Annotated in this window: 22 protein-coding genes; 16 read left to right on the forward strand and 6 right to left on the reverse strand. The window is 46.5% G+C overall.

The window, feature by feature from the left end; translation table 11 throughout:
- Positions 1-39 precede the first annotated feature (39 nt).
- Positions 40-1173 carry a glutamine-hydrolyzing carbamoyl-phosphate synthase small subunit gene (gene carA / locus ACRJJO_RS11320; RefSeq protein ID WP_431065849.1) on the reverse strand — a complete coding sequence of 378 codons (1134 nt, stop codon included), beginning with the start codon at positions 1171-1173 and terminating at the stop codon, positions 40-42.
- A 514-nt stretch (positions 1174-1687) separates the two neighbouring features.
- Here carA and ACRJJO_RS11325 point away from each other — a divergent pair.
- Positions 1688-4762, forward strand: a complete 3075-nt coding sequence (locus ACRJJO_RS11325) for a transglycosylase domain-containing protein (RefSeq protein WP_431065850.1) — start codon at positions 1688-1690, stop codon at positions 4760-4762.
- Between the two features lie 178 nt (positions 4763-4940).
- Here the strand turns inward: ACRJJO_RS11325 and ACRJJO_RS11330 are convergent, their stop codons facing one another.
- On the reverse strand, positions 4941-5519 hold the full coding sequence (locus ACRJJO_RS11330; protein WP_431065851.1) for an NADPH-dependent FMN reductase: 579 nt from the start codon (positions 5517-5519) through the stop codon (positions 4941-4943).
- Positions 5520-5544: 25 nt separating this feature from the next.
- Entirely contained in the window at positions 5545-6336 is a 792-nt protein-coding gene (locus ACRJJO_RS11335; protein WP_431065852.1) for an MlaA family lipoprotein, read from the reverse strand.
- Between the two features lie 138 nt (positions 6337-6474).
- On the opposite strand from ACRJJO_RS11335, the gene rnt reads away from it, so the two are divergent.
- A complete protein-coding gene (rnt, locus tag ACRJJO_RS11340) occupies positions 6475-7137 on the forward strand; it encodes a ribonuclease T (protein WP_431065853.1) in 663 nt (220 codons plus the stop codon).
- Positions 7138-7277: 140 nt separating this feature from the next.
- Here the strand turns inward: rnt and grxD are convergent, their stop codons facing one another.
- Positions 7278-7601: a Grx4 family monothiol glutaredoxin gene (grxD, locus tag ACRJJO_RS11345; RefSeq protein WP_014148278.1), complete on the reverse strand. Its 324-nt coding sequence runs from the start codon at positions 7599-7601 to the stop codon at positions 7278-7280.
- A 173-nt stretch (positions 7602-7774) separates the two neighbouring features.
- Here grxD and ACRJJO_RS11350 point away from each other — a divergent pair, with 173 nt between their 5' ends.
- From ACRJJO_RS11350 to cpdA, 6 genes are all read left to right on the forward strand, one after another.
- Positions 7775-8968 (forward strand): aspartate aminotransferase family protein, encoded by a 1194-nt coding sequence (locus ACRJJO_RS11350; protein WP_431065854.1) that lies wholly within the window; start codon positions 7775-7777, stop codon positions 8966-8968.
- Positions 8958-9860 carry an ornithine carbamoyltransferase gene (argF, locus tag ACRJJO_RS11355; protein WP_431065855.1) on the forward strand — a complete coding sequence of 301 codons (903 nt, stop codon included), beginning with the start codon at positions 8958-8960 and terminating at the stop codon, positions 9858-9860. The genes ACRJJO_RS11350 and argF overlap by 11 nt, the downstream gene beginning before the upstream one ends.
- 54 nt (positions 9861-9914) lie before the next feature.
- Complete coding sequence (locus ACRJJO_RS11360; protein ID WP_404361131.1) at positions 9915-10571, forward strand: TIGR04211 family SH3 domain-containing protein; 657 nt, start codon at positions 9915-9917, stop codon at positions 10569-10571.
- Between the two features lie 192 nt (positions 10572-10763).
- Complete coding sequence (gene ilvD, locus ACRJJO_RS11365; protein ID WP_431065856.1) at positions 10764-12461, forward strand: dihydroxy-acid dehydratase; 1698 nt, start codon at positions 10764-10766, stop codon at positions 12459-12461.
- 32 nt (positions 12462-12493) lie between these two features.
- Positions 12494-13831: an amino-acid N-acetyltransferase gene (gene argA, locus ACRJJO_RS11370; RefSeq protein ID WP_431065857.1), complete on the forward strand. Its 1338-nt coding sequence runs from the start codon at positions 12494-12496 to the stop codon at positions 13829-13831.
- 10 nt (positions 13832-13841) lie between these two features.
- Complete coding sequence (gene cpdA / locus ACRJJO_RS11375) at positions 13842-14642, forward strand: 3',5'-cyclic-AMP phosphodiesterase (protein WP_404361128.1); 801 nt, start codon at positions 13842-13844, stop codon at positions 14640-14642.
- Position 14643: 1 nt separating this feature from the next.
- Here cpdA and ACRJJO_RS11380 read toward each other — a convergent pair whose 3' ends face one another.
- Positions 14644-15180 carry an RNA pyrophosphohydrolase gene (locus tag ACRJJO_RS11380; RefSeq protein ID WP_404361127.1) on the reverse strand — a complete coding sequence of 179 codons (537 nt, stop codon included), beginning with the start codon at positions 15178-15180 and terminating at the stop codon, positions 14644-14646.
- A 251-nt stretch (positions 15181-15431) separates the two neighbouring features.
- Here ACRJJO_RS11380 and ACRJJO_RS11385 point away from each other — a divergent pair, with 251 nt between their 5' ends.
- The 7 genes from ACRJJO_RS11385 to xrtE all read left to right on the forward strand — a co-directional run bounded on the left by ACRJJO_RS11385 (position 15432) and on the right by xrtE (position 20461).
- Complete coding sequence (locus ACRJJO_RS11385) at positions 15432-16118, forward strand: HAD family hydrolase (RefSeq protein ID WP_431065858.1); 687 nt, start codon at positions 15432-15434, stop codon at positions 16116-16118.
- A gap of 155 nt (positions 16119-16273) precedes the next feature.
- Complete coding sequence (locus tag ACRJJO_RS11390) at positions 16274-16720, forward strand: gamma-glutamylcyclotransferase family protein (protein WP_431065859.1); 447 nt, start codon at positions 16274-16276, stop codon at positions 16718-16720.
- Positions 16721-16939: 219 nt separating this feature from the next.
- Positions 16940-17383: a peptidoglycan-binding protein LysM gene (gene lysM, locus ACRJJO_RS11395; RefSeq protein WP_431065860.1), complete on the forward strand. Its 444-nt coding sequence runs from the start codon at positions 16940-16942 to the stop codon at positions 17381-17383.
- A 17-nt stretch (positions 17384-17400) separates the two neighbouring features.
- Positions 17401-17874: a YidB family protein gene (locus tag ACRJJO_RS11400; protein WP_431065861.1), complete on the forward strand. Its 474-nt coding sequence runs from the start codon at positions 17401-17403 to the stop codon at positions 17872-17874.
- Positions 17875-17935: 61 nt separating this feature from the next.
- Positions 17936-18160 (forward strand): hypothetical protein, encoded by a 225-nt coding sequence (locus ACRJJO_RS11405; protein ID WP_431065862.1) that lies wholly within the window; start codon positions 17936-17938, stop codon positions 18158-18160.
- A 404-nt stretch (positions 18161-18564) separates the two neighbouring features.
- Positions 18565-18732 (forward strand): hypothetical protein, encoded by a 168-nt coding sequence (locus tag ACRJJO_RS11410; protein ID WP_404361117.1) that lies wholly within the window; start codon positions 18565-18567, stop codon positions 18730-18732.
- A gap of 115 nt (positions 18733-18847) precedes the next feature.
- Positions 18848-20461, forward strand: a complete 1614-nt coding sequence (gene xrtE / locus ACRJJO_RS11415) for an exosortase E/protease, VPEID-CTERM system (RefSeq protein ID WP_431065863.1) — start codon at positions 18848-18850, stop codon at positions 20459-20461.
- Between the two features lie 287 nt (positions 20462-20748).
- Here the strand turns inward: xrtE and ACRJJO_RS11420 are convergent, their stop codons facing one another.
- Positions 20749-21138 carry a hypothetical protein gene (locus tag ACRJJO_RS11420; RefSeq protein WP_431065864.1) on the reverse strand — a complete coding sequence of 130 codons (390 nt, stop codon included), beginning with the start codon at positions 21136-21138 and terminating at the stop codon, positions 20749-20751.
- A gap of 90 nt (positions 21139-21228) precedes the next feature.
- Between ACRJJO_RS11420 and ACRJJO_RS11425 the strand changes: the two genes are divergently transcribed.
- On the forward strand, positions 21229-21501 hold the full coding sequence (locus tag ACRJJO_RS11425; protein ID WP_431065865.1) for a hypothetical protein: 273 nt from the start codon (positions 21229-21231) through the stop codon (positions 21499-21501).
- Positions 21502-22094: the final 593 nt, after the last annotated feature.

Raw genomic sequence — 22094 nt, forward strand, 5'->3', positions numbered from 1 at the left:
AAAGCTCATAAATCCAGGACGTTATTGATCACGAAATCCTTAGTGCGTTTGGGGGCGTTCCATCATCTCGACGAAACGGTCGAATAGACTTTCGACATCCTGTGGACCGGGACTCGCCTCGGGATGCCCTTGAAAGCCGAAAGCCGGACAATCGGTTCGCTCTATTCCTTGCAGACTGCCATCGAAAAGCGAACGAAAAGTCGCTTTTAAATGCGTTGGCAAACTCGCTTCGTTGACCGCAAATCCGTGATTTTGACTACTAATCATAACCCGTCCGGTCGCAAGCTCTTGAACAGGATGATTCGCGCCATGATGCCCGAATTTCATTTTCTCGGTTTTTGCGCCGCTGGCTAAGGCCAATAATTGATGGCCTAGACAAATACCGAAAACAGGAACTTTGGTATCGAGAATCGTTTTTATCGCTTCGATCGCATAATCGCATGGCTCCGGATCGCCCGGGCCATTCGACAAAAACACGCCATCCGGATTCATTGCCAATACCTTCTCAGCAGGCGTCTGCGCTGAAACGACGGTTACTCGGCATCCGCGATTGGCAAGCAGCCTCAGGATATTGCGCTTAATACCGAAATCAAAAGCGACGACATGCTTAGTCAAATTAGCGGCTGTTTGATGGCCCTTGTCGAGATCCCAAACGTCCTCCGTCCATTCATAAGACTTCTCGACAGTCACGATTTTGGCTAAATCCATGCCTTTAAGGCCGGGAAAATCGGCTATCGCTTTCTTGGCAATCTCAATATCGGGGTTATCGCCGGCAACAACTGCACCGCGTTGAGCACCTTTATCGCGTAATAAGCGAGTCAGTTTACGCGTATCGATCTCGGCAATCGCGACCACATTCCGGTCGATCAAATATTCCTGCAAAGTTTTCTCACACCGCCAATTACTTGCCTGCAAGGGTAAATTTCGAATAACCAAACCGCTGGCAAAAACGCTCGGTGACTCGTCGTCCTCGGCATTGGTACCTACATTGCCGATATGCGGATATGTCAACGTTACGATTTGACGCGCGTAAGATGGATCACTCAATATTTCCTGATATCCAGTCAATGAAGTGTTAAAGACGACTTCTCCAACGGAACAACCGTCTACTCCGATGGATACGCCATTAAAAACCGATCCATCCTCCAATACCAGTAATGCGGGTTTACTCAAAATCTGCTACCTCAAATGTGCAAAACGGGAGGAGCCACACAAGACCCATCCCGTTACAGAAAAGACAAAACTGTGTTAATTCTACGAAATTATCGCTATTTGGTCATTAACAATTTTCACTTACTGCAAAGCTGTCACTATACTCTTCGATCAAAATACCTATCGAGCATTGAGATTATTTTAGCGCCCCCGGCAAAGCAACTGAACTTTCGATTAAAAAATGCCTCTTTGCATTAATTTAAAATTAATATAATGGTGAATAAAGGGTTTAAAATCATTTTTTGACAATTATACCCTCGTAGATCAAAATTCTGCGCAAGGGGGCATCAAAGGCCCAGCAGCATGCTGCCCCCTCAGCTAGCGTTATGCGAGGGACCGAGCATCCCGGTGCCTCCTCAGGCACTGCCGAAACTTGACGTGCGAAAGGTATATTTCCCCTAAAAAATCGACCTATCCCATACTTGGCTTGGACGACCCAAATTCAACAAGACCTGACTGAAGGTAACCACAGAATATGCGAAATGTTAAACTTAAAATTCGCCGGTTATTGGTATTGAGTTTTTGGACCGGCGCGGCGTGGTTAAGCTTTTCTTTTGTCATCTTAGTCAAGGAGGAAATAGAAACTTCCCGCTATCAAGCCCGCTATCTTTCGGAGATTACCAAACAGTTGAGTTTCAAACTCGAACCCGGCATCAGCTCGTCGATTCGCTTTCCTTCTGAAGGCCCTTATGATCGACGGCTCGGGTACACATCGTTACCCGACATGATATCCCGTCTGGAAAACAACGGTTTCAAGATATCGGCCCAGGCACACTCGTCCGATGCGATTTTGCAATTGAACGACTACGGGCTCAACCCCATCTATCAGGAAAAAATCCAAGCCGGGCTTCGCATCATCGATTACAAAGACCGCGAATTATTCAACACCCGGCATCCGACTTACGGATATGCACATTTTGATACGATTCCTCCGCTTATTCTCAACACTTTGTTATTTATTGAGAACCGCGAATTACTCAATGACAAATTCCCTACGGTAAATCCGGCTATCGAATGGAGTCGACTAGGATTCGCCGGTATGCAATTCATTGCCAAGCAATTCGGCTCAAACATCAACGTACCGGGCGGAAGCACCCTGGCGACCCAGTTAGAAAAATACCGTCATTCACCGGACGGCTATACTCACTCAATCAAAGACAAACTGCAACAAATGGTCAGCGCTTCGATACGCGCTTACTTATTGGGACCCGATACCCGGGAAATGAGGAAACAAATCGCGCTTTCATATCTAAACTCGATGCCGTTGGCTGCGACGCCTAAACTCGGTGAAATTCATGGTTTGGGCGATGGATTATCGGCCTGGTACGGAGCGAATTTTGAAGAAACCAATCGCCTACTCGCTTCAAGCGCCTTCGACCCTGAACAAGCAGTCAGCCCCGAACAAGGCAAAGCCTACCGGCAAGTACTCAGCTTGCTTCTATCGCAACGCAGACCCTCAGATCTACTTGGTTCTAAGACCGGCTTCAAAGCATTACAAAATCTTACCGACAGCTATTTAAGAGTCATGGCCGAACAAGGCCTCATTTCAACATCATTACGCGATGCTTCATTACAAGCTTCCATTGCCCGCCAAACCAGAGAAATTGCAGAGCCGGCCAAGTTTATGACCGAAAAAAAGACCCAAGCCGTACTCCGAACACGATTAGCTAGAGCACTGGGAGTTCATTCGATCTACGAATTAGACCGAATTGACTTAACCGCAAAGTCGACTATCGATTTCGATACTCAGCAAGCAGTTGGCCAATCCCTCAGGCGTTTGAGCGAAATAGAAGGCGCCCGAGCCGCGGGCGCTATCGGATTCAGATTATTAAATGAAACCAACGATCCCTCGCCTATTATTTACAGCTTGATGCTGTTCGAGCGAAGCCCAAAAGGGAACCTACTGCGCGTACAAACCGATAATTACGATCAACCGCTGGATATCAACGAAGGCATCAAGATCGATCTAGGTTCTACCGCTAAACTCAGAACGATGGTTCATTACCTTGAACTAGTTACCAACGTTTACGAACTTTACAAACACACCCCGGTTTCCGCATTCAATAAAATCGAACTGCATTCACGCGACTATATTTCCGCCTGGGTAATCCATCAACTTCGCGCCAACCCTAATATACAATTGGAAGATTTATTGAACCGGGCCCTCGACAGGCGTTTCTCGGCCAGCCCGGGAGAAAGTTTCTATACCGGGGGCGGCATTCATCGCTTTAGTAATTTCAGCCGGATAGACAACGAAAAAATCCTATCGGTTCGCGATGCCTTGCGCGATTCGGTCAATTTAGTCTTCATTCGCCTCATGCGCGAAGTCGTATATCATCATCTTTACAAACCTGGAGGTGTTGCACGGTGGCTGGAAATTCCGGACGACCCTCGCCGCCAGGAATATCTCCAACGTTTTGCCGACCGTGAAGGACGTATATATTTGCGCCGATTCTACGCAAAATATCAAGATAAGTCGCCCGAAGAGGCACTGGCTATGCTGACAAAACGCGTTTACGCCAAAGCATCCCGGCTTTCTATGCTATACCAATCGATTTATCCCGATGCTAGCATTGATGCGTTGGAACAGTTTCTGAAAAAAAACCTACCTGCCTCCACGCTCGGCAATGAAAAAATCGAAAAACTGCACGAAAAATACTCTCCAGCCAATTTCGACTTACAGGATCAAGGCTACATCACCAAAATCCATCCTCTCGAACTTTGGTTAGTCAGGTATTTAGCTCAACACCCTAACGCAACAAAAGAAGAAATGCTAGAAGCCAGCACGGTGCAACGCCAGGAGGTTTATCGCTGGTTATTTAGGAGCCGCCGTGCCAGCGCTCAACAACGGCGCATTATGACGCTGCTGGAAATCGAAGCATTTACCTCAATCCATCGTGCTTGGCAAAGAACGGGCTACCCTTTCAGTTATTTGACGCCTTCCTATGCTAGCGCAATCGGTGCGTCGGGAGACCGTCCAGCGGCATTAGCAGAGCTGATGGGTATTCTACAAAACAACGGCATCAGACAACCGCTAGTTCGTTTTGAAAAACTTCATTTCGCAAAAGACACGCCCTATGAAACCATCATGAGTCGACAACCCGCTCATGGCCAGCGAGTCTTTGCGCCCGAAATTGCAAAAGTGACCCGTGATGCTTTGATTGGCGTCGTCGAAGGGGGTACGGCAACGCGCTTAAGAAACGTTTACAAAGACTCCGATATCGAACCGATCGCAATAGGCGGAAAAACTGGCACCGGCGACCATCGGCGCCAAGTGTGGGGGGAACGTGGACGGTTAATCGAGTCGAAATTCATCAGCCGTGCCGCAACTTTTGCATTTTTCCTTGGGGATCGATTCTTTGGTGTCATTACCGCTTATGTTAAAGGACCCGATGCGGAAAACTACCGATTCACCAGTTCGCTACCGGTGCAAATTGTCAAATCGTTGGAGCCGACATTATCTCCTTTACTAAATCGAGAAACTGAGATGAAAGACGTTCGGCCGATTTCCGAAGTAACGATAGCTGGGGTCCCACAAAATAAATCTTAGGATCTAGCATGATGGCCAATAGCGTATCAAAGAGATGTGAATAACGGCGAGCGCAAAGCATGGGAACGATAAACTTGCGAAGGATGCTTGCAAAGCGTCAGATCCATTTAGGGAAGTTATTTTTACCGTATCCTTATGAAAATCGATTTATGAATATGCGGTTAAGAATCACTTTTCGCTATTCCGTAGATTTTAATTTTGCCAGTGTCCGAGCTAAATTAACGCCTAATTCGATGACAGCATCTTGTTGAGCGGTATCGACCAACGAGCAGTCATCGTTGAATGCTTTTGCGGCATTGGCTATCGCTTGCTGACCGGCTTGAACGGTTACACCGATATTGGACAATAGCAACCTTAAAAACACCAACCCCCTCAAACCGCCCAAAGCACCAGGCGAAGCGGACATAATTGCCGCTAATTTTCCGCGATATGCTAGCAGAGGCAACTCATCGCCCTCCCGGCGCGACGCCCAGTCTATTGCATTTTTTAATAATGGACTAAATGCACTATTATATTCAGGCGATGCGATTAAAAAACCGTCATGTGCGATTAAAAGCGACTTAAAATCCCGTGCCGCTCCCGGCATTCCCTCTTTTTTTTCGAGATCCTCATTGAAAATGGGCATTTCAAAATCAGCTAAATTAATCAAAGTAACTTCCGCACCCGAACGTCTAGCTCCACCGGCAGCAATCTCAACCAATTTTTGGTTATAGGAATTTTTTCTAGCACTGCCGGAAAAGGCAAGAATTTTAACCATAGCCCTTCTCTCCAAGTCGTTTCAGTTAAATCGCATCCGGTTCGATATATTCGTCGTTGAAATTGTTAAAATCAACATCGAGATCCCAATCGTTTTCGGGCACATTACCGTCTAGAATCAAATATTCTCGTTGTTGTATATAGGCATTTTTGAAGAATTCGTATCGATCCACAGCAGCTTCTGTCGCAATTCTCGTTGTGCTCAAATTGTCGGCGCGAGTATCGACCGCATTCAATACAAATAGACCGCCCCCAATAGCACCATAAGTTCCGGAAACGATACCGCCATCGATATAACTAATTGGATTCATAGCGGCATCGCCGACAAGGCCGAATACACCTCTGGACGAACTCGGGCCAAAAAGCGGCAATACCAAATACGGTCCTGACGGCACTCCCCAAACCGCTAAAGTTTGATCGAAATCCTCATTATGCTTCGGCAAATCGATTTCTGTCGCAACATCAAACAAACCTCCGATACCCGCCACCGTATTCACAAGAAAACGAGCGCCATCCGATCCGGTCTGGGCTAATTTAAATTGCAACAAATCGTTAATGGTAACACCTATATCATTGATATTACTAAAAATGTTTGTAATACCCCGATCGACAAAAGAAGGGGTAATCCATTGATACCCCTTGGCAAGAGGTTTCATGGCATACTCGTCCAAATTATCGTTAAAGACCTGTATATTCCGGTTAAAGCCTTCCCATGGATCGCTTTCATCGATCCTAGCTGCGGGCGCCGACGCGCATCCTATCACAGAGCTCAGCAATAACGGCATCGCCAATTGGACTACCATTGGTTTTAGATTCATATACGGCCTCGCAATACCTAAATTTTTATTATTCGGTGTTTTTCGCGTAACATAGCACAATATCCCTGCCCTTTCGAGCATTGGCAATAAACTTGCCGCTACTCCTTTTTTCAAATATTTCTCAATTTTTATGTATCGATGGAAAAAACCATAACTCCCCTGGGAAGTCGCTTCCGAGGTTACCTTCCAGTAATTATCGACATTGAAACCGGAGGCTTCAACCCCAAAAAAAATCCGTTACTGGAAATTGCAGCGGTCATCGTGGAACTAAATAAACACGGTAACCTTGAAGTCACCGAGCGTCACGCATGTCATATCATTCCTTTTCAAAACTCCGAATTAGACGAATCCGCTCTAAAATTCAACAAAATAGATCCATACCATCCTTTCCGCATGGCTATTCAAGAAAAAGATGCGCTGGATAAACTATTCAAACCCATCAAAAAGGCCGTAAAAAGAAATGACTGCACCCGAGCGATACTGGTTGGCCACAATCCCGCTTTCGATATTAGTTTTTTAAATGCCGCAATCCAAAGAACGCAAATCAAACGTAGTCCATTTCATCCTTTCAGCACTTTCGATACCGCAACATTAGGCGGTCTAGTCTATCAGCAAACGGTACTGGCAAAAATTGCCGCCGCAGCTGGATTAAATTGGGATAGCGACCAAGCGCATTCGGCTTTATACGATGCCGAACAAACAGCTACACTGTTTTGCAAAATCGTCAACCGCTGGAAAAAACTGGAATCGTTAGAGTCTGACACCGAGACAAAATCAGGCTCGGGCATAGCCGAAAGCTAGAGGAAGCGATCAAGAAGTTACCCGGTACAAAAGACTATGCTTACGTTGGTAGTTGAAACGGCATCGAAAGCGAAATTGGGCAAGGATTGCCGGATCGCAAGAACATAAAAGCCACTCGCCATCCATGGCGAGCAAAAAAATTAAGCGCTAATGGCTTCAGCATCCTGCAACAACTTGACTAACTCACCCGTGTTATATAAATCGAGAATGATATCGCAACCGCCAACTAATTGACCTTTGATATACAGCTGAGGATAAGTCGGCCAACTGGAATATTCCTTCAACGCCTCCCTAAGTTCAGGGTCTTCGAAAATATTAACAAACGTGAAATCGGCCTTGCAGGCGCGCAATACTTGCACCGATCGGCCGGAAAATCCGCACTGAGGAAAATCGGGAGTACCTTTCATGTAGAGTACTACCGGATTATTTTCAATCTGATCTTTAATTCTGCTTATTACATCCATAGAAATTACTCGTTAATTATAAAAACCAAGTAATACTATCAAGATTTGCTTTGTTAAAAAAGCTTCTTTTTATAGCAATACTATTGATTAGCCCGGTTATCAAACATATAATCATCGGTTTTCTTGCAGGCGGCTTTTAGCCGCCTTTTTGCATTTTAGGTAAGGTATAATCTATGACCGGCCACATTATGCCAACTTACGGACGTTTAAGCATTTCCTTGGATAGGGGAGAAGGCGCTTGGCTTTGGGATCAACAAGGCAATTGTTATCTGGACGCTCTCTCCGGTATTGCGGTATGCAACCTGGGCCATGCCCATCCTTCCATACATAAAGCCATCTGTGAGCAAAGCGCGAAGTTGGTTCACACATCCAATTTATACCGCATCGATTTACAAGAACAACTCGCCGATCGGTTAACGGCTCTAAGCGGGATGGATAATGCCTTTTTCTGCAATTCGGGCGCCGAAGCCAATGAAGCGGCTATTAAAATAGCACGCCGATACGGTCATCAAAAAGGCATAGAAAATCCCGCCATCATCGTCATGGAAAAAAGCTTTCACGGCAGAACCTTGGCGACGCTTAGCGCTACCGGGAACACCAAGATCCAGCAAGGTTTCGCGCCACTAGTAGAGGGGTTCCTTCGCGTTCCATATAACGACATTACCGCGATTGAAAACGCCTTGCAACAACATAGCAATGTAGTTGCCATTCTTATAGAACCGATTCAAGGCGAAGGCGGGGTTAATATCCCCGCACCGGATTATCTCAATAAAATCAGCACACTATGCGACCGGCACGATTTATTGATGATGCTGGATGAAATCCAGACCGGCATTGGCCGTACCGGCAAGTTTTTAGCTTACCAGCATAACGGCATACTTCCCGATGTTTGCACACTCGCCAAGGCGCTCGCTAATGGCGTTCCAATCGGTGCCTGCTTAGCGAGAGGAAAAGCCGATAAAATTTTGACGCCGGGCACTCACGGTTCAACTTTTGGCGGCAATCCTTTAGCTTGTAGCGCAGCTCTAGCCGTATTGAACGAATTAAATGACGGCCATTTGATCGAACAAGCCGAAATCAAAGGACGAATGATCGCGTCCAAGCTCGATGAGCTATTGGTCGGCAACAATAAGATCGTAGAAATTCGTCATAAAGGTTTAATGATCGGCATCGAATTATCGGTACCTTGCGGCGAGCTCGTCAACAACGCCTTGTCAAAAGGATTGTTGATCAACGTGACTAATGAAAAAACCATAAGGTTATTACCCCCGTTGATTATCGACGCGCAACAAATCGAAAGACTGGTGGAAACACTAACCGCCGTTATCCACGAATTCACGGAAAAACATCAAGCCAATGAACCCTAGACACTTTATTAGCCTAAATGATCTAACTTCGACCGAATTTCGAACCTTAATCGATCGGGCAATCGAGCTAAAAAAATATCGTGACCCGAACTATCAACCGTTGAAGGGTAAGGTTCTTGCCATGATTTTTGAAAAATCCTCGACACGAACTCGTATCTCGTTCGAAACCGGCATGATTCATTTAGGCGGTTCGGCTTTATTTCTATCGCCGCGGGACACGCAACTCGGCCGCGGCGAACCTTTGCAAGACAGCGCAAAAGTCATTTCAAGCATGGTCGACGGCATGATGTTGAGAACGTTTAAACACGAAACGGTCACCACGATCGCAAGATATTCCAGCGTACCGGTCATCAACGGCCTTACCGATCTTCTACACCCTTGCCAACTACTTGCCGACATGCAAACTTATTTCGAATATCGCGGCGACATAGAAGGCAAAACCGTTACCTGGATTGGAGACGGCAATAATATGTGTCACTCCTATATAAACGCTGCAAAGTTATTGAATTTTAAATTACATATTGCCTGCCCACGGGGCTATGAGCCGAACCCGGCAATAGTAGAAACCGGACGGTCGCACATTGAGTTTTTTAATTCTCCCGAAGAAGCGGCAGAAGCTTCTGACTTGATTGTTACCGACGTATGGGCCAGCATGGGCCACGAAGAAGAGCAAAAACAACGCGAAATAGCTTTCAAGGATTATCAAGTCAGCGAACGAGTCATGAATACTGCAAACCAAGACGCGCTTTTCATGCATTGCCTCCCCGCACATCGAAACGAGGAAGTCGCTGCCGAAGTCATCGACGGCCCTCAAAGCGTTGTCTTCCCCGAAGCGGAAAATCGTCTACACGCACAAAAGGCTTTGCTGGAATTATTAATGAGTGACAAGTAAAATTTGACCGACTCCTAATACAATAATGCAACCCTGCCTGCATCAAGGATACACGTGAAAAAATTAGTATACGCTATCATTCTCTCCGCAATCGTTATCAATGCTGCTCAAGCTAAAACCGTTTATGTCACCGACGACTTAGAATTAACTCTCAGAGTCGCCGAGAACGAACGCAGTAAAATTTTGCGAATGCTTCGCTCCGGCACGCCGTTGACACTGATCGAAGACCTCAGCTCCGGTTATTCTTATGTTAGAACAAATAAAGGTATCGAAGGCTACATTTTAACTCGTTTTTTAAAAACCTCGCCGCCCGACAGCCATCTACTTGAACAAGCAAATAAAAAAATCGAACAACTTCAAAATGATAATGCCGGACTGAAATCCGAGTTAACTTCATTGCAAGAGACCGTTAAATCTAGCGAGACATTAATGGCCGAACGCAACCAATTGATGATGGAACTTGCCGAAATAAAACAAATTTCGTCAAGCGCTATCGACATTAAAAACCAACGCGATCAATTTCAAGAACGCGTCGTTTCAGCCGAACGCGAGTTACAGCAACTTAAACGAGAAAACCAAGCCTTACGCGATAACGCTCATCAAGACTGGTTTCTCTATGGCGGAATACTCGCATTAGGAGGCGTTTTACTCGGTTTTATATTACCGAAACTAAGCCTAGGACGACGAACCAGTAGTTGGGATACGTTTTAAAGATTGGAGATGAAAGTAAGTGCGCGCACATAATGACTTGAGCAAATGCCCCTGGGATAGGACTGGGGCAAGTAACCGAATCTTCGAAAAAACTCATAACTTCCGGAAGTTATTTTTCGCGCAATCCTAAGGAACCGCTTCAACTTGATACCCCCAGTCTACTATTAACAATTGAACACATTAGGAATTCAGATGGCAAATTCAGGTGACAAATCCGCAAGACGCTTTTCATCACAAGTCGTTGACGGCATGGAACGCGCGCCAAGCCGCGCAATGCTGCATGCCGTTGGCTTTAAAAATGAAGACTTCAAAAAACCACAAATCGGCGTCGCTTCAACTTGGAGCATGGTAACTCCCTGCAACATGCATATTAATCGACTTGCCGACGATGCAGCTCGAGGCATCGATAATTCCGGCGGCAAAGCAGTTATTTTCAATACCATCACGATCTCCGACGGTATTTCGATGGGCACCGAAGGCATGAAATACTCGCTGGTTTCCCGTGAAGTCATTGCCGACTCGATTGAAACCGTGGTCGGCTGTCAAGGCTTCGACGGCGTCGTCGCGATCGGCGGCTGCGATAAAAACATGCCCGGCTGCATGATCGCATTATCGCGCCTAAACCGTCCGGCCATCTTCGTTTACGGCGGTACGATTCTGCCGGGATGCCATAAAGATAAAAAACTCGATGTCGTCTCAGTTTTCGAAGCGGTCGGTGCTCGCGCGAACAATAAAATCGACGACGAAGAACTTGCTCAAATCGAAGCGAAAGCGATACCCGGCGCGGGCTCCTGCGGCGGTATGTACACCGCGAACACGATGGCCTCGGCAATCGAAGCTCTGGGCATGAGCTTACCGAACAGCTCGGCGCAAGCCGCGGTTTCCGAAGACAAACGCCTCGACTGCGAACGCGCCGGCGCGGCTGTTCTCGAATTGCTCGCTAAAGACATCAAACCGCGCGACATCATGACCAAGGCTGCATTCGAAAATGCGATCACCGTCGTTATCGCACTCGGCGGCTCGACCAATTCGGTGCTACATTTGATTGCGATGGCTAATACAACCGGTGTCGACATCACGCTAGACGATTTCACTCGCATCGGCAAAAACGTTCCGATGCTGGCCGACCTGAAGCCGAGCGGAAAATATCAAATGGCCGAGCTGATTGAAATCGGCGGCATTCAGCCGTTGATGAAAGCCCTACTGGACCGCGGTTTACTGCACGGTGATTGCTTGACTGTCACAGGCAAAACGCTGGCCGAGAACCTTGCCAACGTACAACCGTATCCTGAAGGCCAGGACATGATCCACTCCTTCGACAACCCAATTAAAAAAGACAGTCACTTGGTCGTTTTATACGGCAATCTGGCTCCGGAAGGCTCGGTCGCGAAAATCACCGGTAAGGAAGGTTTATTGTTTACCGGCAAAGCGAAAGTATTCGATGCCGAAGAGCAGGCATTGCAAAGCATTTTGAACGGCGACATCGTCAAAGGCGACGTCATCGTGATTCGTTACGAAGGCCCGAAAGGCGGCCCCGGTATGCGCGAAATGTTGTCGCCAACTTCGGCTGTCATGGGCAAAGGGCTAGGCAAAGACGTCGCATTGATCACCGACGGTCGCTTTTCAGGCGGCACGCACGGCTTCGTGGTCGGACATATTACCCCTGAAGCCTACACCGGCGGCCCGCTAGCCATCGTTCAAGACGGCGATTCCATTACTATCGATGCTGAAAACAACGAATTGACGCTGCACATCAACGAGCACGAAATGAACCGCCGCATGGAAAAATGGCAACAACCGGCCCCTAAATACACGCGCGGCGTATTGGCGAAATTTGCCAAATTGACCAGTTCGGCTTCGAAAGGTGCCGTCACCGACAATTTAGATTGATCGCGGAAAAAAATTGACCGAGTCAGCTTTTTGTGACCGATTCTAATTTACCGGCCTTGTCTCTGAACCACGATTTTGTCAACTGGTTCAGAGACTCCTCTCCTTATATACACGCCCATCGGAACCGCACCTTTGTCGTTTCATTCGGCGGCGAGGCAGTCTATGACTCGGGGTTCGCGCATCATGTGCATGATTTTGCGCTGCTCAATAGCCTAGGGATACGACTAGTTCTTGTCCATGGCATTCGCCCTCAAATCGATACCTGCCTACGCAAACAAAACATCACCCCCCGTTTTCATAAGAATCTCCGAGTCACCGACGAATTAGCTCTACAATGCGTAAAAGAAGCTGCCGGCCTCGTCCGGGTCGAAATCGAAGCTCTCTTATCGATGGGACTAGCCAACTCGCCGATGGCCGGCGCCAAAATACGCGTCGTATCGGGTAATTTCGTCATCGCAAAGCCAATCGGCGTAATCGACGGCGTCGATTACGGCCATACCGGCGAAGTACGCAGAATCGATAGCCAAGCCATCCATCAACAACTGGACATGAATTCCGTTGTTTTAATTTCGCCGGTCGGTTATTCACCGAGCGGCGAGGCATTCAATTTGTCGGCAGAAAAAGTAGCAACCGAAATTGCGATCGCCTTAAAAGCGGAAAAACTGTTATTGCTCACCGAACAAAGTATCAATCATCCTGAAAGCGGCGACAAGATTCAGCAAATGACAACCGTCGAAACCCAACAATTTATTGATCGCTTTCCAGGCATAGAACAATCAATTAGCCTGCCTTTACAAGCTGCGATCCATGGCTGCCAATCCGGCGTTGAACGTGTGCATCTTGTTAATCGCCATCAAGACGGCGGTCTGCTTTTGGAATTATTCAGCAGAGACGGCACGGGCACATTAATTAGCTCAACACCGTATGAAGAACTGCGCCAAGCAACATTAAACGATATCGGCGGCATCTTAGAACTCATCATACCTTTGGAAGAACAAGGTATCCTAGTTAAACGTTCGCGGGAAAAACTGGAAATGGAGATCGGAGACTATATTATTATCGAACGGGACGGTCTAATTATCGGCTGTACCGCACTGCATTCGATCGAAAACGAACTCGCCGGCATGATCGCCTGTCTGGCCGTACATCCCGATTACCGAGGCTCTGCCAGAGCCGGTCGATTATTGGAGCATTTGCAACGTAAGGCTAAAATGCTAGGCATGCAGCAAATTTTTGCGCTCACGACACAAACCAGCCATTGGTTCTTAGAGCGAGGATTTGCACCAACCGCAGTCGAAACGCTGCCTGAACAGCTGAAATCGTTCTACAATCCACAGCGTAACTCTAAAATATTGTGCAAATCCATCTGAATTAATATCCATGAGCACTCAAGGCACGTTATCGCTATTACAATTAACCGACCTGCATATTCTTCCGAGCCCCGGCGAAAAAATGCTAGGAGTCGACACCGAATTTTATTTCGAGGCCGTATTGCAACATGTGCGGCAAACGAACACACATTACGATTTGGTATTAGTGACCGGCGATTTAACTCAGGACCCCTGCCCTGAAGCTTATCAAAGAATTTTCGGTCAACTACACACATTAGCAGTCGACACACTATGCCTTCCGGGCAATCACGACGATTATCCTTTAATGCAGCAATGGCTAAACCAAGACAACATCAGCTGTAAGAAACATATCGAGTTCGAGAAATGGCAAGTGCTTTGCCTGAATAGCCAGATACCGGGGAAAGCCGAGGGAAGCCTCAGTGAAAACGAATTGAGGTTTATTGAAGATGCGCTAGAAACAAAACCAAATCTTTTTACGTTGATTGCGGTTCATCACCACTGTATTCCGACCCGAAGTAGCTGGATGGACACGATGATCATTAAAAACTGCGAAGAGTTTTTAGAGATTATGGACCGATATCCGCAAATAAGAGGCATCACGTCCGGACATATTCATCAAGAAATGGATATTTACTTGAACTCGCTAAGAATATTGGGCACGCCATCGACTTGCTTCCAATTCAAACCGCTATGCTCGCGATTTACGTTAGACGACCTGATGCCGGGCTATCGAACCATTGAATTGCATTCGGACGGACGGATCACCACCCAAGTTCACCGCCTGCCGGGAATCTTGCAAGAAATCGATCGGAGCTGCACGGAATATTAAATTACCGAGATTTCTGTTGCTGCCATTTCTTAGCTAAGAAGCCGTCGGCCTTGACCGGCACCGAATCGGCCAACAAAATCTCGCCTAACTCAGACATTGCTCTGCGATAGACTTTTCGCTTGAAATACACAACATCCTTAAGCGGCTCCCAATAATCGACCCAACGCCAACCGTCGAATTCAGGTTTGGCCCCGCAATCGAATCGCACTTCCGAATCTTGTGTCAACAAACGAAGAATAAACCAAATTTGTTTTTGTCCTATGCATAACGGCCACGAGTTTTTGCGCATGTAACGTTCCGGCAATTGATAGCGTAACCAATATCGAGTCCTGCCCAGTAACTGAACGTGTTCGGAACGCAAACCCGTCTCCTCCCACAACTCCCGATACATCGCCTGCTCCGGGTCCTCGCCCTCATTGATGCCCCCTTGCGGAAACTGCCATGAATTAGCGCCCGTTCGCTTAGCCCAAAACACGCGACCCTCGTCATTGCAAAGGATGATGCCGACATTGGGTCGGTATCCTTTTGAGTCAATCATGTTAAAACCTGTCAATATAAGCCTGATGCCCACGCCTTCTCTACTGAAACGATAAACTGCAAATCGCTAACGAACCCGTTTCGACCTTAGTGGGCAAAAACAAAAATTCGAAGCAGAACTACAGCGTCATTTTTCTAAGTGATAGAATGGCCCAGTGAACCAGGGATTTAAAATATTGCGATATTGTTCCACAAAACAATCAACAAGGCTATAGCGCGAAGCCCTTTAAAACTTTTCAATAGGTTACAGCAGTGAGTTTAGCGATCTTCGATTTAGATAACACCTTAATCGCCGATGACAGCGATTTTTTATGGGGGCAATTTTTAGTCGACCGAGGCATTGTCGACAAAGCCCAATATGAAGCGGCCAATGCCAAATTTTATGACGATTACAAACAAGGCAGTCTGGATATTGGGGAATTTCTTAACTTTTCATTAAAACCCTTATCTGAGCATACCCCTAGGCAACTGTTTGAATGGCGCGAACAATTTATCGAAGAAATCATCAAACCGTTAATGCTCAAACCGGCCCAAGCCTTGATCGACAAACATAAAACCAAAGGCGATACCTTGATGGTGATTACCGCAACCAATCGCTTCGTCACAGAACCTATCGTCAAGCTATACGGTATCGAACACTTGTTGGCAACAACCCCGGAATTCATCGACGGGCGATATACCGGCAATTTCAGCGGCACGCCTTGCTTCCAAGCCGGCAAGGTCACTTTGCTGGAAGACTGGCTAACATCCTCGGGAGAAACCCTTGCAAACAGTTGGTTTTACAGCGATTCGCACAACGACTTGCCTTTGTTAAATCGAGTGCAAAACCCGGTTGCGGTCGACCCCGACGAAAAACTCAAAGCCTATGCGGAACAATCGAATTGGCCGATTATTAGCTTACGTAACGATCACTGCCCTACTCACCATTTTCAAAAGTAGACCTTCGTTTTTGCACCCTTCGCACTTCAAATTTCGGTAGTACCTAAGGAGGTAACGGGGTCTTAGGTGTCGATTTCTACTCCTCGGTAATTGCTCCTGCATCGCTGGTTTAAGGACGCCGTCGACAAAATGTATTATTCGAACGACAACAAAAAGTGAAACTACTTAAAAAACGCCAAACACACTATCTATTCGTGTACGGAACCTTGAGAAAAAATCACGGACACCCCATGTCGCGTTGGCTAAATCAACGCGCCGACTGGATTGGCCCTGGATATTTTCAGGGAAAATTATTTAATCTTGGGAAATATCCGGGGGTCGTAAAATCCAACAAAGCCAGTGACCGAGTGCTAGGCGATATCTACCGAACCGATCATCCGAAAATGATCTTAACCACACTCGACCGCTACGAGCAGTGCTCCATCGGCGACTCTCGACCCCACGAATATGCGAGGTCCATAGAACCGGTCATGTTTGGTCAAGGCCAAATACTGAACGCTTGGGTTTATCTCTATAACCGCCCGATCGAGGGTCTCATTTGTATTACTTCCGGCGATTATCTTGCAACAAGCGCCAAACAGAGTAGCGGACAAACCCGCTAGCGTGGCTAATCTTGGCGTTATGATTAGAATTGTATCTCCTCTGTCGTCATGCGATACCACAAGTAATTTTCCTTGGTCGGTTAGATCAACAAGGTCCAAATGTTAAATGCAAAGTCTGCCTTGATTTTTTTGTACGCCCGAAATCAGTTGACCACTGGCAAGTTCAGGGGTATGTTCCGTAAGCAAACCACATTTCCATAACAAAAAAGAGGCTAAATCATGGGCTTATTCAATTTTGCAATGAATATGGGCAAAAAACTGTTCGGCTCCGAAACCGAGGCGCCTGCCGCGATACAAAAACTGATCGAAGAAGACAATCCTGGCGTCGAAAACCTACAGGTTCAAGTCGAAGACGGGCGCGCGATTCTGAGCGGTAAGGCAAGCTCGGCCGAAGCACTGGAAAAAGCCGTGTTGATCGCTGGGAATGTGCAAGGCATCGAAGCCATCGATGCCGCAGGAGTGACGATCGCGGATGGCAGCACGGTCGCCGGAGACGATCAGTATTACACGATCGAAAAAGGCGATACGCTTTGGAAAATCGCCGAGAAAGCCTACGGCAACGGCTCGAAATATCAAAAAATATTCGAGGCCAACCGAGAAGTCATCAAAGACCCGGATAAAATTTATACCGGCCAGAAAATCCGAATCCCCAAAAACCTTTAACCCGAGGTGGTGTCGTCATGGACATCAATTACTTACTTCAAAGCAGTGCACAAATATTCAAGGAGCAATTGGACACGGATCGTGACGGAAAAGTAGAAACCTCCGAAATCGTCGGGGCGTTGACGAAATTATTCGGCAATAAACAAGGTCAACCGAACCTGGCTTCTATTATTTCCAGCATGCAGAACGGTGGCAGCCAAGATTTAATGCAGCTCGCGTCCTCGTGGCTAGGCAAAGGCCAGAACGCTCCGGTTTCCGGAAACCAGTTGGAACAAATATTCGGCCACGACAAAATCGCCGCATTCGCCAAACAACTGGGCATCAGCGAATCTACGGCGTTGAACGGACTGCAGGAAGCAGTACCCAACGTCATCGACAAGGCTTCTCCAAACGGCACGCTTGCCGATCTTGGAGAGCAGTTGTTGAATAGCGTCGGCGGCGTCTCCGGCGCCATCGATTCATTCGGCAAATTGTTCGGCCGCAAATCCTGACGTTATCGGATCGTTCGAAAGGACTCAATTCACTTGAAAACTACTCTTGGGAACGACGGCAATGACTAAAGACGAACTATTGAATAAAATCCAATCCACGATCGACGAACAACAAGCCAAATTAACCAAATTGAAAAACAAAGCCAAGGAAGAATCGCAAGAAACACTCGATGACATCCGCGAAGCAATCGACGACTTAGAACCCAAACTCGAGCAGGCCAAAGCGAAAGCCCTTGAAATCGCCGAAACCGCCGACGACAACTATCCTGACACAGGGGGTAGTTAACATAGGACCTCCCCGGCGAAGCTGAAAGATTATGAATTTCAGCAATTAGACCCGAGAAACCAACTTTTCGATCAATTTTTAGCCATAGCAAATTGTTTTATATGACTATTTTACGGGGATACCTCAGGCTCTGACCCCTTAATTCAATTCTATATCGGCATTAGGTAGCAACGAGTATAAAGGGAATTTGGTTTATCGAAAGTTATCTTTGATGTCAGAAAATTTTACAATACCATAATCGATTAACTGAGGGCTATTAAATAACTCTTTATTATTCAGTTGGATATTAATATTGGCCTACAATTTGCGGATGCTATTAAGCTTGTAAATACGATTTTACTGAAATCGTTTTTACAAGTCTTAAACTAGTGAACAAAACCTTTAATTGTGTAAGGAGTATAGTCATGAAAACAGTAACTAAATTATATCTTGGCTCAGCAATCGTATTTATCGGAATGAATAGCGCAACTGCTGCTATTGCTGCACCTGAAATGGACTCCAGCATCGCAGCTTTAGGATTGGGATTGGCGACCGCGGTCGCTGCTCTTATTTCCGAACGTCGCCGCAAATAGCGAATAACGGGGCAAGGGTACTTTAAACTTGCCCCGTTTCAATTTGCCGTCATGGCAATTTGATTTCTCGACTTTCCGCCTTTTGAAACAGGTTTTCTTTCTATCCTTTTAAGCGATGCAATCAGTCGTCAGCCGCAGTTTTTTTCTAGTGTTTTTATGCCTGGAAGCTCTTGTTTTATCAATTAGCTTCGATTCGCAATCTTTAGAGAAAACACATAACTTGTTTTTGGGTTTAATCGGTTATGCCGGTGAATTGATCAGATTTTTCGTTGCGGTTGCAGGAGGTTTTGCCGTTTTTGGCTGGCCAAGGTTTCAGGCTATTTCGCATTTTTTACTTGATTACAATGATTATCCATGGTGGCAGAAATGGTTGGCGGCCCATGGTATTTTCATTATGTCCTTTATCTATATCACATCGGCGTTATTTCAAGGCGTCGAGTTCGAAAATTCTCATGAGGCTATTACGGTCAACTTGGTAGCTGTAAGTTGGTTTTTAATAGGGATAGGATCGGTTGTTTGCCTGTTTTTTACCATCGCACCAGCGAAATGTTGGACGCGATTGATCTCGCAAGAGATAGCTCTGGTTTCCCTCGCTGTTTTGACAGGCGTCCTTTCTTGGTTTGCTGGAGAAATGTCGGAATTAGACTGGCAGCCCCTTACCGAGTTGACCTTTAATGTTTCAGGTTATTTATTGGGCGTTTTTTATCCAGAGGTCGTTATTCAACCGGTTCATAAAATATTGGGAACACCTGGTTTTGAGGTGCAGATTTCACCGCAATGCTCGGGATACGAAGGCATTGGACTCATTATCGTATTTTTATTTTTGTACATAATTGCTTATCGCAGAACCCTGTTGTTTCCGAATGTCTATATTCTGTTTCCAATTGGGGTTATCACAATATGGGTTTTGAATGTTTTCAGGATTGTGGCGCTGATCGCCATTGGATCTTCTTTTTCAGAGGAAATAGCTGCCGGCGGGTTTCATTCGAATGCCGGTTGGATCGCATTTGTTTTGATTAGTGGGGGGATGGTTTCGATCTGCCAACGATCAAAATATTTCCTTGTTGAATCGCACGCTGTTGAATTCAGCCACGAATCCAACCATTCGCCGGTACCAGCGCTATTGTTGCCTTTCGTCGCTCTACTTTCATCAATAATATTAACCTCGGCTTTTACGGTAGATTTTAATTGGCTTTATCCCATAAGGGTAATCGTTTCGCTTTCAGTAATTTGGTATTTCCGTAAGCAATATCGTCCGATATTTAAAAATATTACGCTACACTCGCTATTAATTGGTTTTAGCGTTTTTGTGATTTGGCTGATCTTGGTTGATGTCTCTGAACAAGATAATCAAAAACTTATGGATTCATTGTTCGAGGCGCCTCCGCTGTTAGTTAGCAGTTGGTTGCTGTTTCGTTTCATCGGCGCCACGATTACAGTACCGATCATCGAAGAGCTCGTTTTTCGAGGTTACTTAATCAATAAACTATCCGATATAAACTTTACGGAATTGAAGACGATTAAATTTACTTGGCTTTCCTTTCTGGGATCTTCGATCTTATTCGGCGCATTGCACGGTGAATGGCTTGCCGGCACAATTGCCGGAATGGGATTCGCTTTGGCCTTGTACCATAGAAAGTCTATTTCCGATGCTATAACTGCTCATATGACGACGAATACGTTGCTGGCCTTTTATGTTATGTCTACCGGGAATTGGTCGTTATGGTAATTCTCCAGGATAATCATGTTTTAAGAAGCGCGGTTTCGAGTAGGACAGGCACTCCCAGCGCGGTAGAGTGATGTTGGTTTTCTCCTTTTGCCGCCTGGTTTCCCGACGGTGCCACAATATTTCACCCATGACGCAGGTTGATACCCGCCCCCCTCTCAGAACCGGACAAGCGGCTTTCCCACATCCGGCTCCTTGATCAGTCATTCAGCAAGCCTCCGCCCTTCGAAAGGGATTCAGGTCTATGCGGATGTGTCCACGCGGCCAGCCAATGCTATTTAAAGCCTGGTTTAACCGGTCACAGTGGTAAGCCTTGCACTGGCTCTTGCGGTTGAGTCGTTTGTACAGAATGTGTGTTGCACGATAGACAAAGTCGCTGCACCGGGTTGCGTTATCCGCGATGCATAATAGTTCAGGTGGCCGGCTACCACCCGCGCCTTGTCGCAGCGTAGCATTTCGCCCAAGGTCTGCTTGTGTCGCGCCTTGCTCGCCCATTCGTCGAAGGTCTTCAAGCCCGCGCCGAATTTCTTGCGCGCGGTGCGTCGCTTGACCTTGAAGTCTCCCCGCGTGGTCTTCCCGAAGTTGTGGGTAAAACCGAGAAATGTAAACTCTTCCGGCTTCTTCCCTTTCCTTTGCGCATGGGTTATAGAGCGTGAAAAAGAACACCCGGTAACTCTCACCGAACGGGTCGCCATAAATAATCGCTGGGCCTCTGTAACCGTGACGATACCCAGCAATCTCTGTCACTTCGACGGCTTAATCAAATGCAAATGCAGCCATGGTTTGCACAGTACCTGCTGATATTAGAACTTGAGCCCGTAGAGATCGAGTTTCACGGCGCTCCAGGAGTGGATTGTCAACAAATCGGAAAAATACTCGAGCAATTGAGCTTCGAAGAAGTCATAAATTTGCTCATCGAAATACGCGCCGATGCGCCGAATAGCACGGGAATAAGCCTCGACCGTCGTCTTCGGCTGAAACCCCTTGAGTTTCAGGTGTTTGAGATGAGTTTGATAGTTTTACTTGAAAACGAACACGGATGATGCTGTCATAGCCAAGCAACCTCATGATTCGTCGTGGAATATCCCCTCTTATGAGGACGTGAGGTTACATTTTAACGTCAATCAAGCGACGGTTCTTTTCTCCGCGTTAGCGGCTTCGTCCAACCATCGGTACCATACGAAGCACAAAAACGCACCGCCTTTCGTGTTCTTTTCGGTTTTAGTGCTGTGTTATTGCGCGCGCCTGACCCGTTATGCATCATAGTTACTACTGAGCCGAAGCATACAACCAAAATGCGAAGAAAAAACATTTGAAAGCTAGCTCAACACAGAACTTGACCGCAGGATATCAATTTACATTCCATTTCATTGGCCGATGACATGGGATAGATGAGAGTGGATCGCTTGTGTTATGGCAGCAACCAAACGCAAAAACTGGGCTCAGCATCGTCTAGAAGGAACAAATGCGGAGATTTAAGAAGGACGCAAGGGAAATTACACGACTTTAATCGGCGATTTTGCATGAAGACTCAATTAGACGTTGATCCGAATGACCTTCCGTCAGCTCTTTGTTTGGTGCACATATAGGGCCAGTAGCTAATAAAGCTACATACTGAGCTATAATTTTAAATGAC

It is taken from the genome of Methylotuvimicrobium sp. (assembly GCF_050611805.1).
GTDB lineage: Bacteria > Pseudomonadota > Gammaproteobacteria > Methylococcales > Methylomonadaceae > Methylotuvimicrobium.

Coding starts and splice junctions, on each gene's coding strand:
- ACRJJO_RS11400 (WP_431065861.1), top strand. CDS start 17,401: ATGGACATCAATTACTTACTTCAAAGCAGTGCACAAATATTCAAGGAG.
- ACRJJO_RS11405 (WP_431065862.1), top strand. CDS start 17,936: ATGACTAAAGACGAACTATTGAATAAAATCCAATCCACGATCGACGAA.
- xrtE (WP_431065863.1), top strand. CDS start 18,848: ATGCAATCAGTCGTCAGCCGCAGTTTTTTTCTAGTGTTTTTATGCCTG.
- ACRJJO_RS11425 (WP_431065865.1), top strand. CDS start 21,229: ATGCAGCCATGGTTTGCACAGTACCTGCTGATATTAGAACTTGAGCCC.
- lysM (WP_431065860.1), top strand. CDS start 16,940: ATGGGCTTATTCAATTTTGCAATGAATATGGGCAAAAAACTGTTCGGC.
- ACRJJO_RS11350 (WP_431065854.1), top strand. CDS start 7,775: ATGACCGGCCACATTATGCCAACTTACGGACGTTTAAGCATTTCCTTG.
- ACRJJO_RS11325 (WP_431065850.1), top strand. CDS start 1,688: ATGCGAAATGTTAAACTTAAAATTCGCCGGTTATTGGTATTGAGTTTT.
- ACRJJO_RS11380 (WP_404361127.1), bottom strand. CDS start 15,180: ATGATTGACTCAAAAGGATACCGACCCAATGTCGGCATCATCCTTTGC.
- ACRJJO_RS11410 (WP_404361117.1), top strand. CDS start 18,565: ATGAAAACAGTAACTAAATTATATCTTGGCTCAGCAATCGTATTTATC.
- ACRJJO_RS11330 (WP_431065851.1), bottom strand. CDS start 5,519: ATGGTTAAAATTCTTGCCTTTTCCGGCAGTGCTAGAAAAAATTCCTAT.
- rnt (WP_431065853.1), top strand. CDS start 6,475: ATGGAAAAAACCATAACTCCCCTGGGAAGTCGCTTCCGAGGTTACCTT.
- ACRJJO_RS11335 (WP_431065852.1), bottom strand. CDS start 6,336: ATGAATCTAAAACCAATGGTAGTCCAATTGGCGATGCCGTTATTGCTG.
- ilvD (WP_431065856.1), top strand. CDS start 10,764: ATGGCAAATTCAGGTGACAAATCCGCAAGACGCTTTTCATCACAAGTC.
- grxD (WP_014148278.1), bottom strand. CDS start 7,601: ATGGATGTAATAAGCAGAATTAAAGATCAGATTGAAAATAATCCGGTA.
- cpdA (WP_404361128.1), top strand. CDS start 13,842: ATGAGCACTCAAGGCACGTTATCGCTATTACAATTAACCGACCTGCAT.
- argF (WP_431065855.1), top strand. CDS start 8,958: ATGAACCCTAGACACTTTATTAGCCTAAATGATCTAACTTCGACCGAA.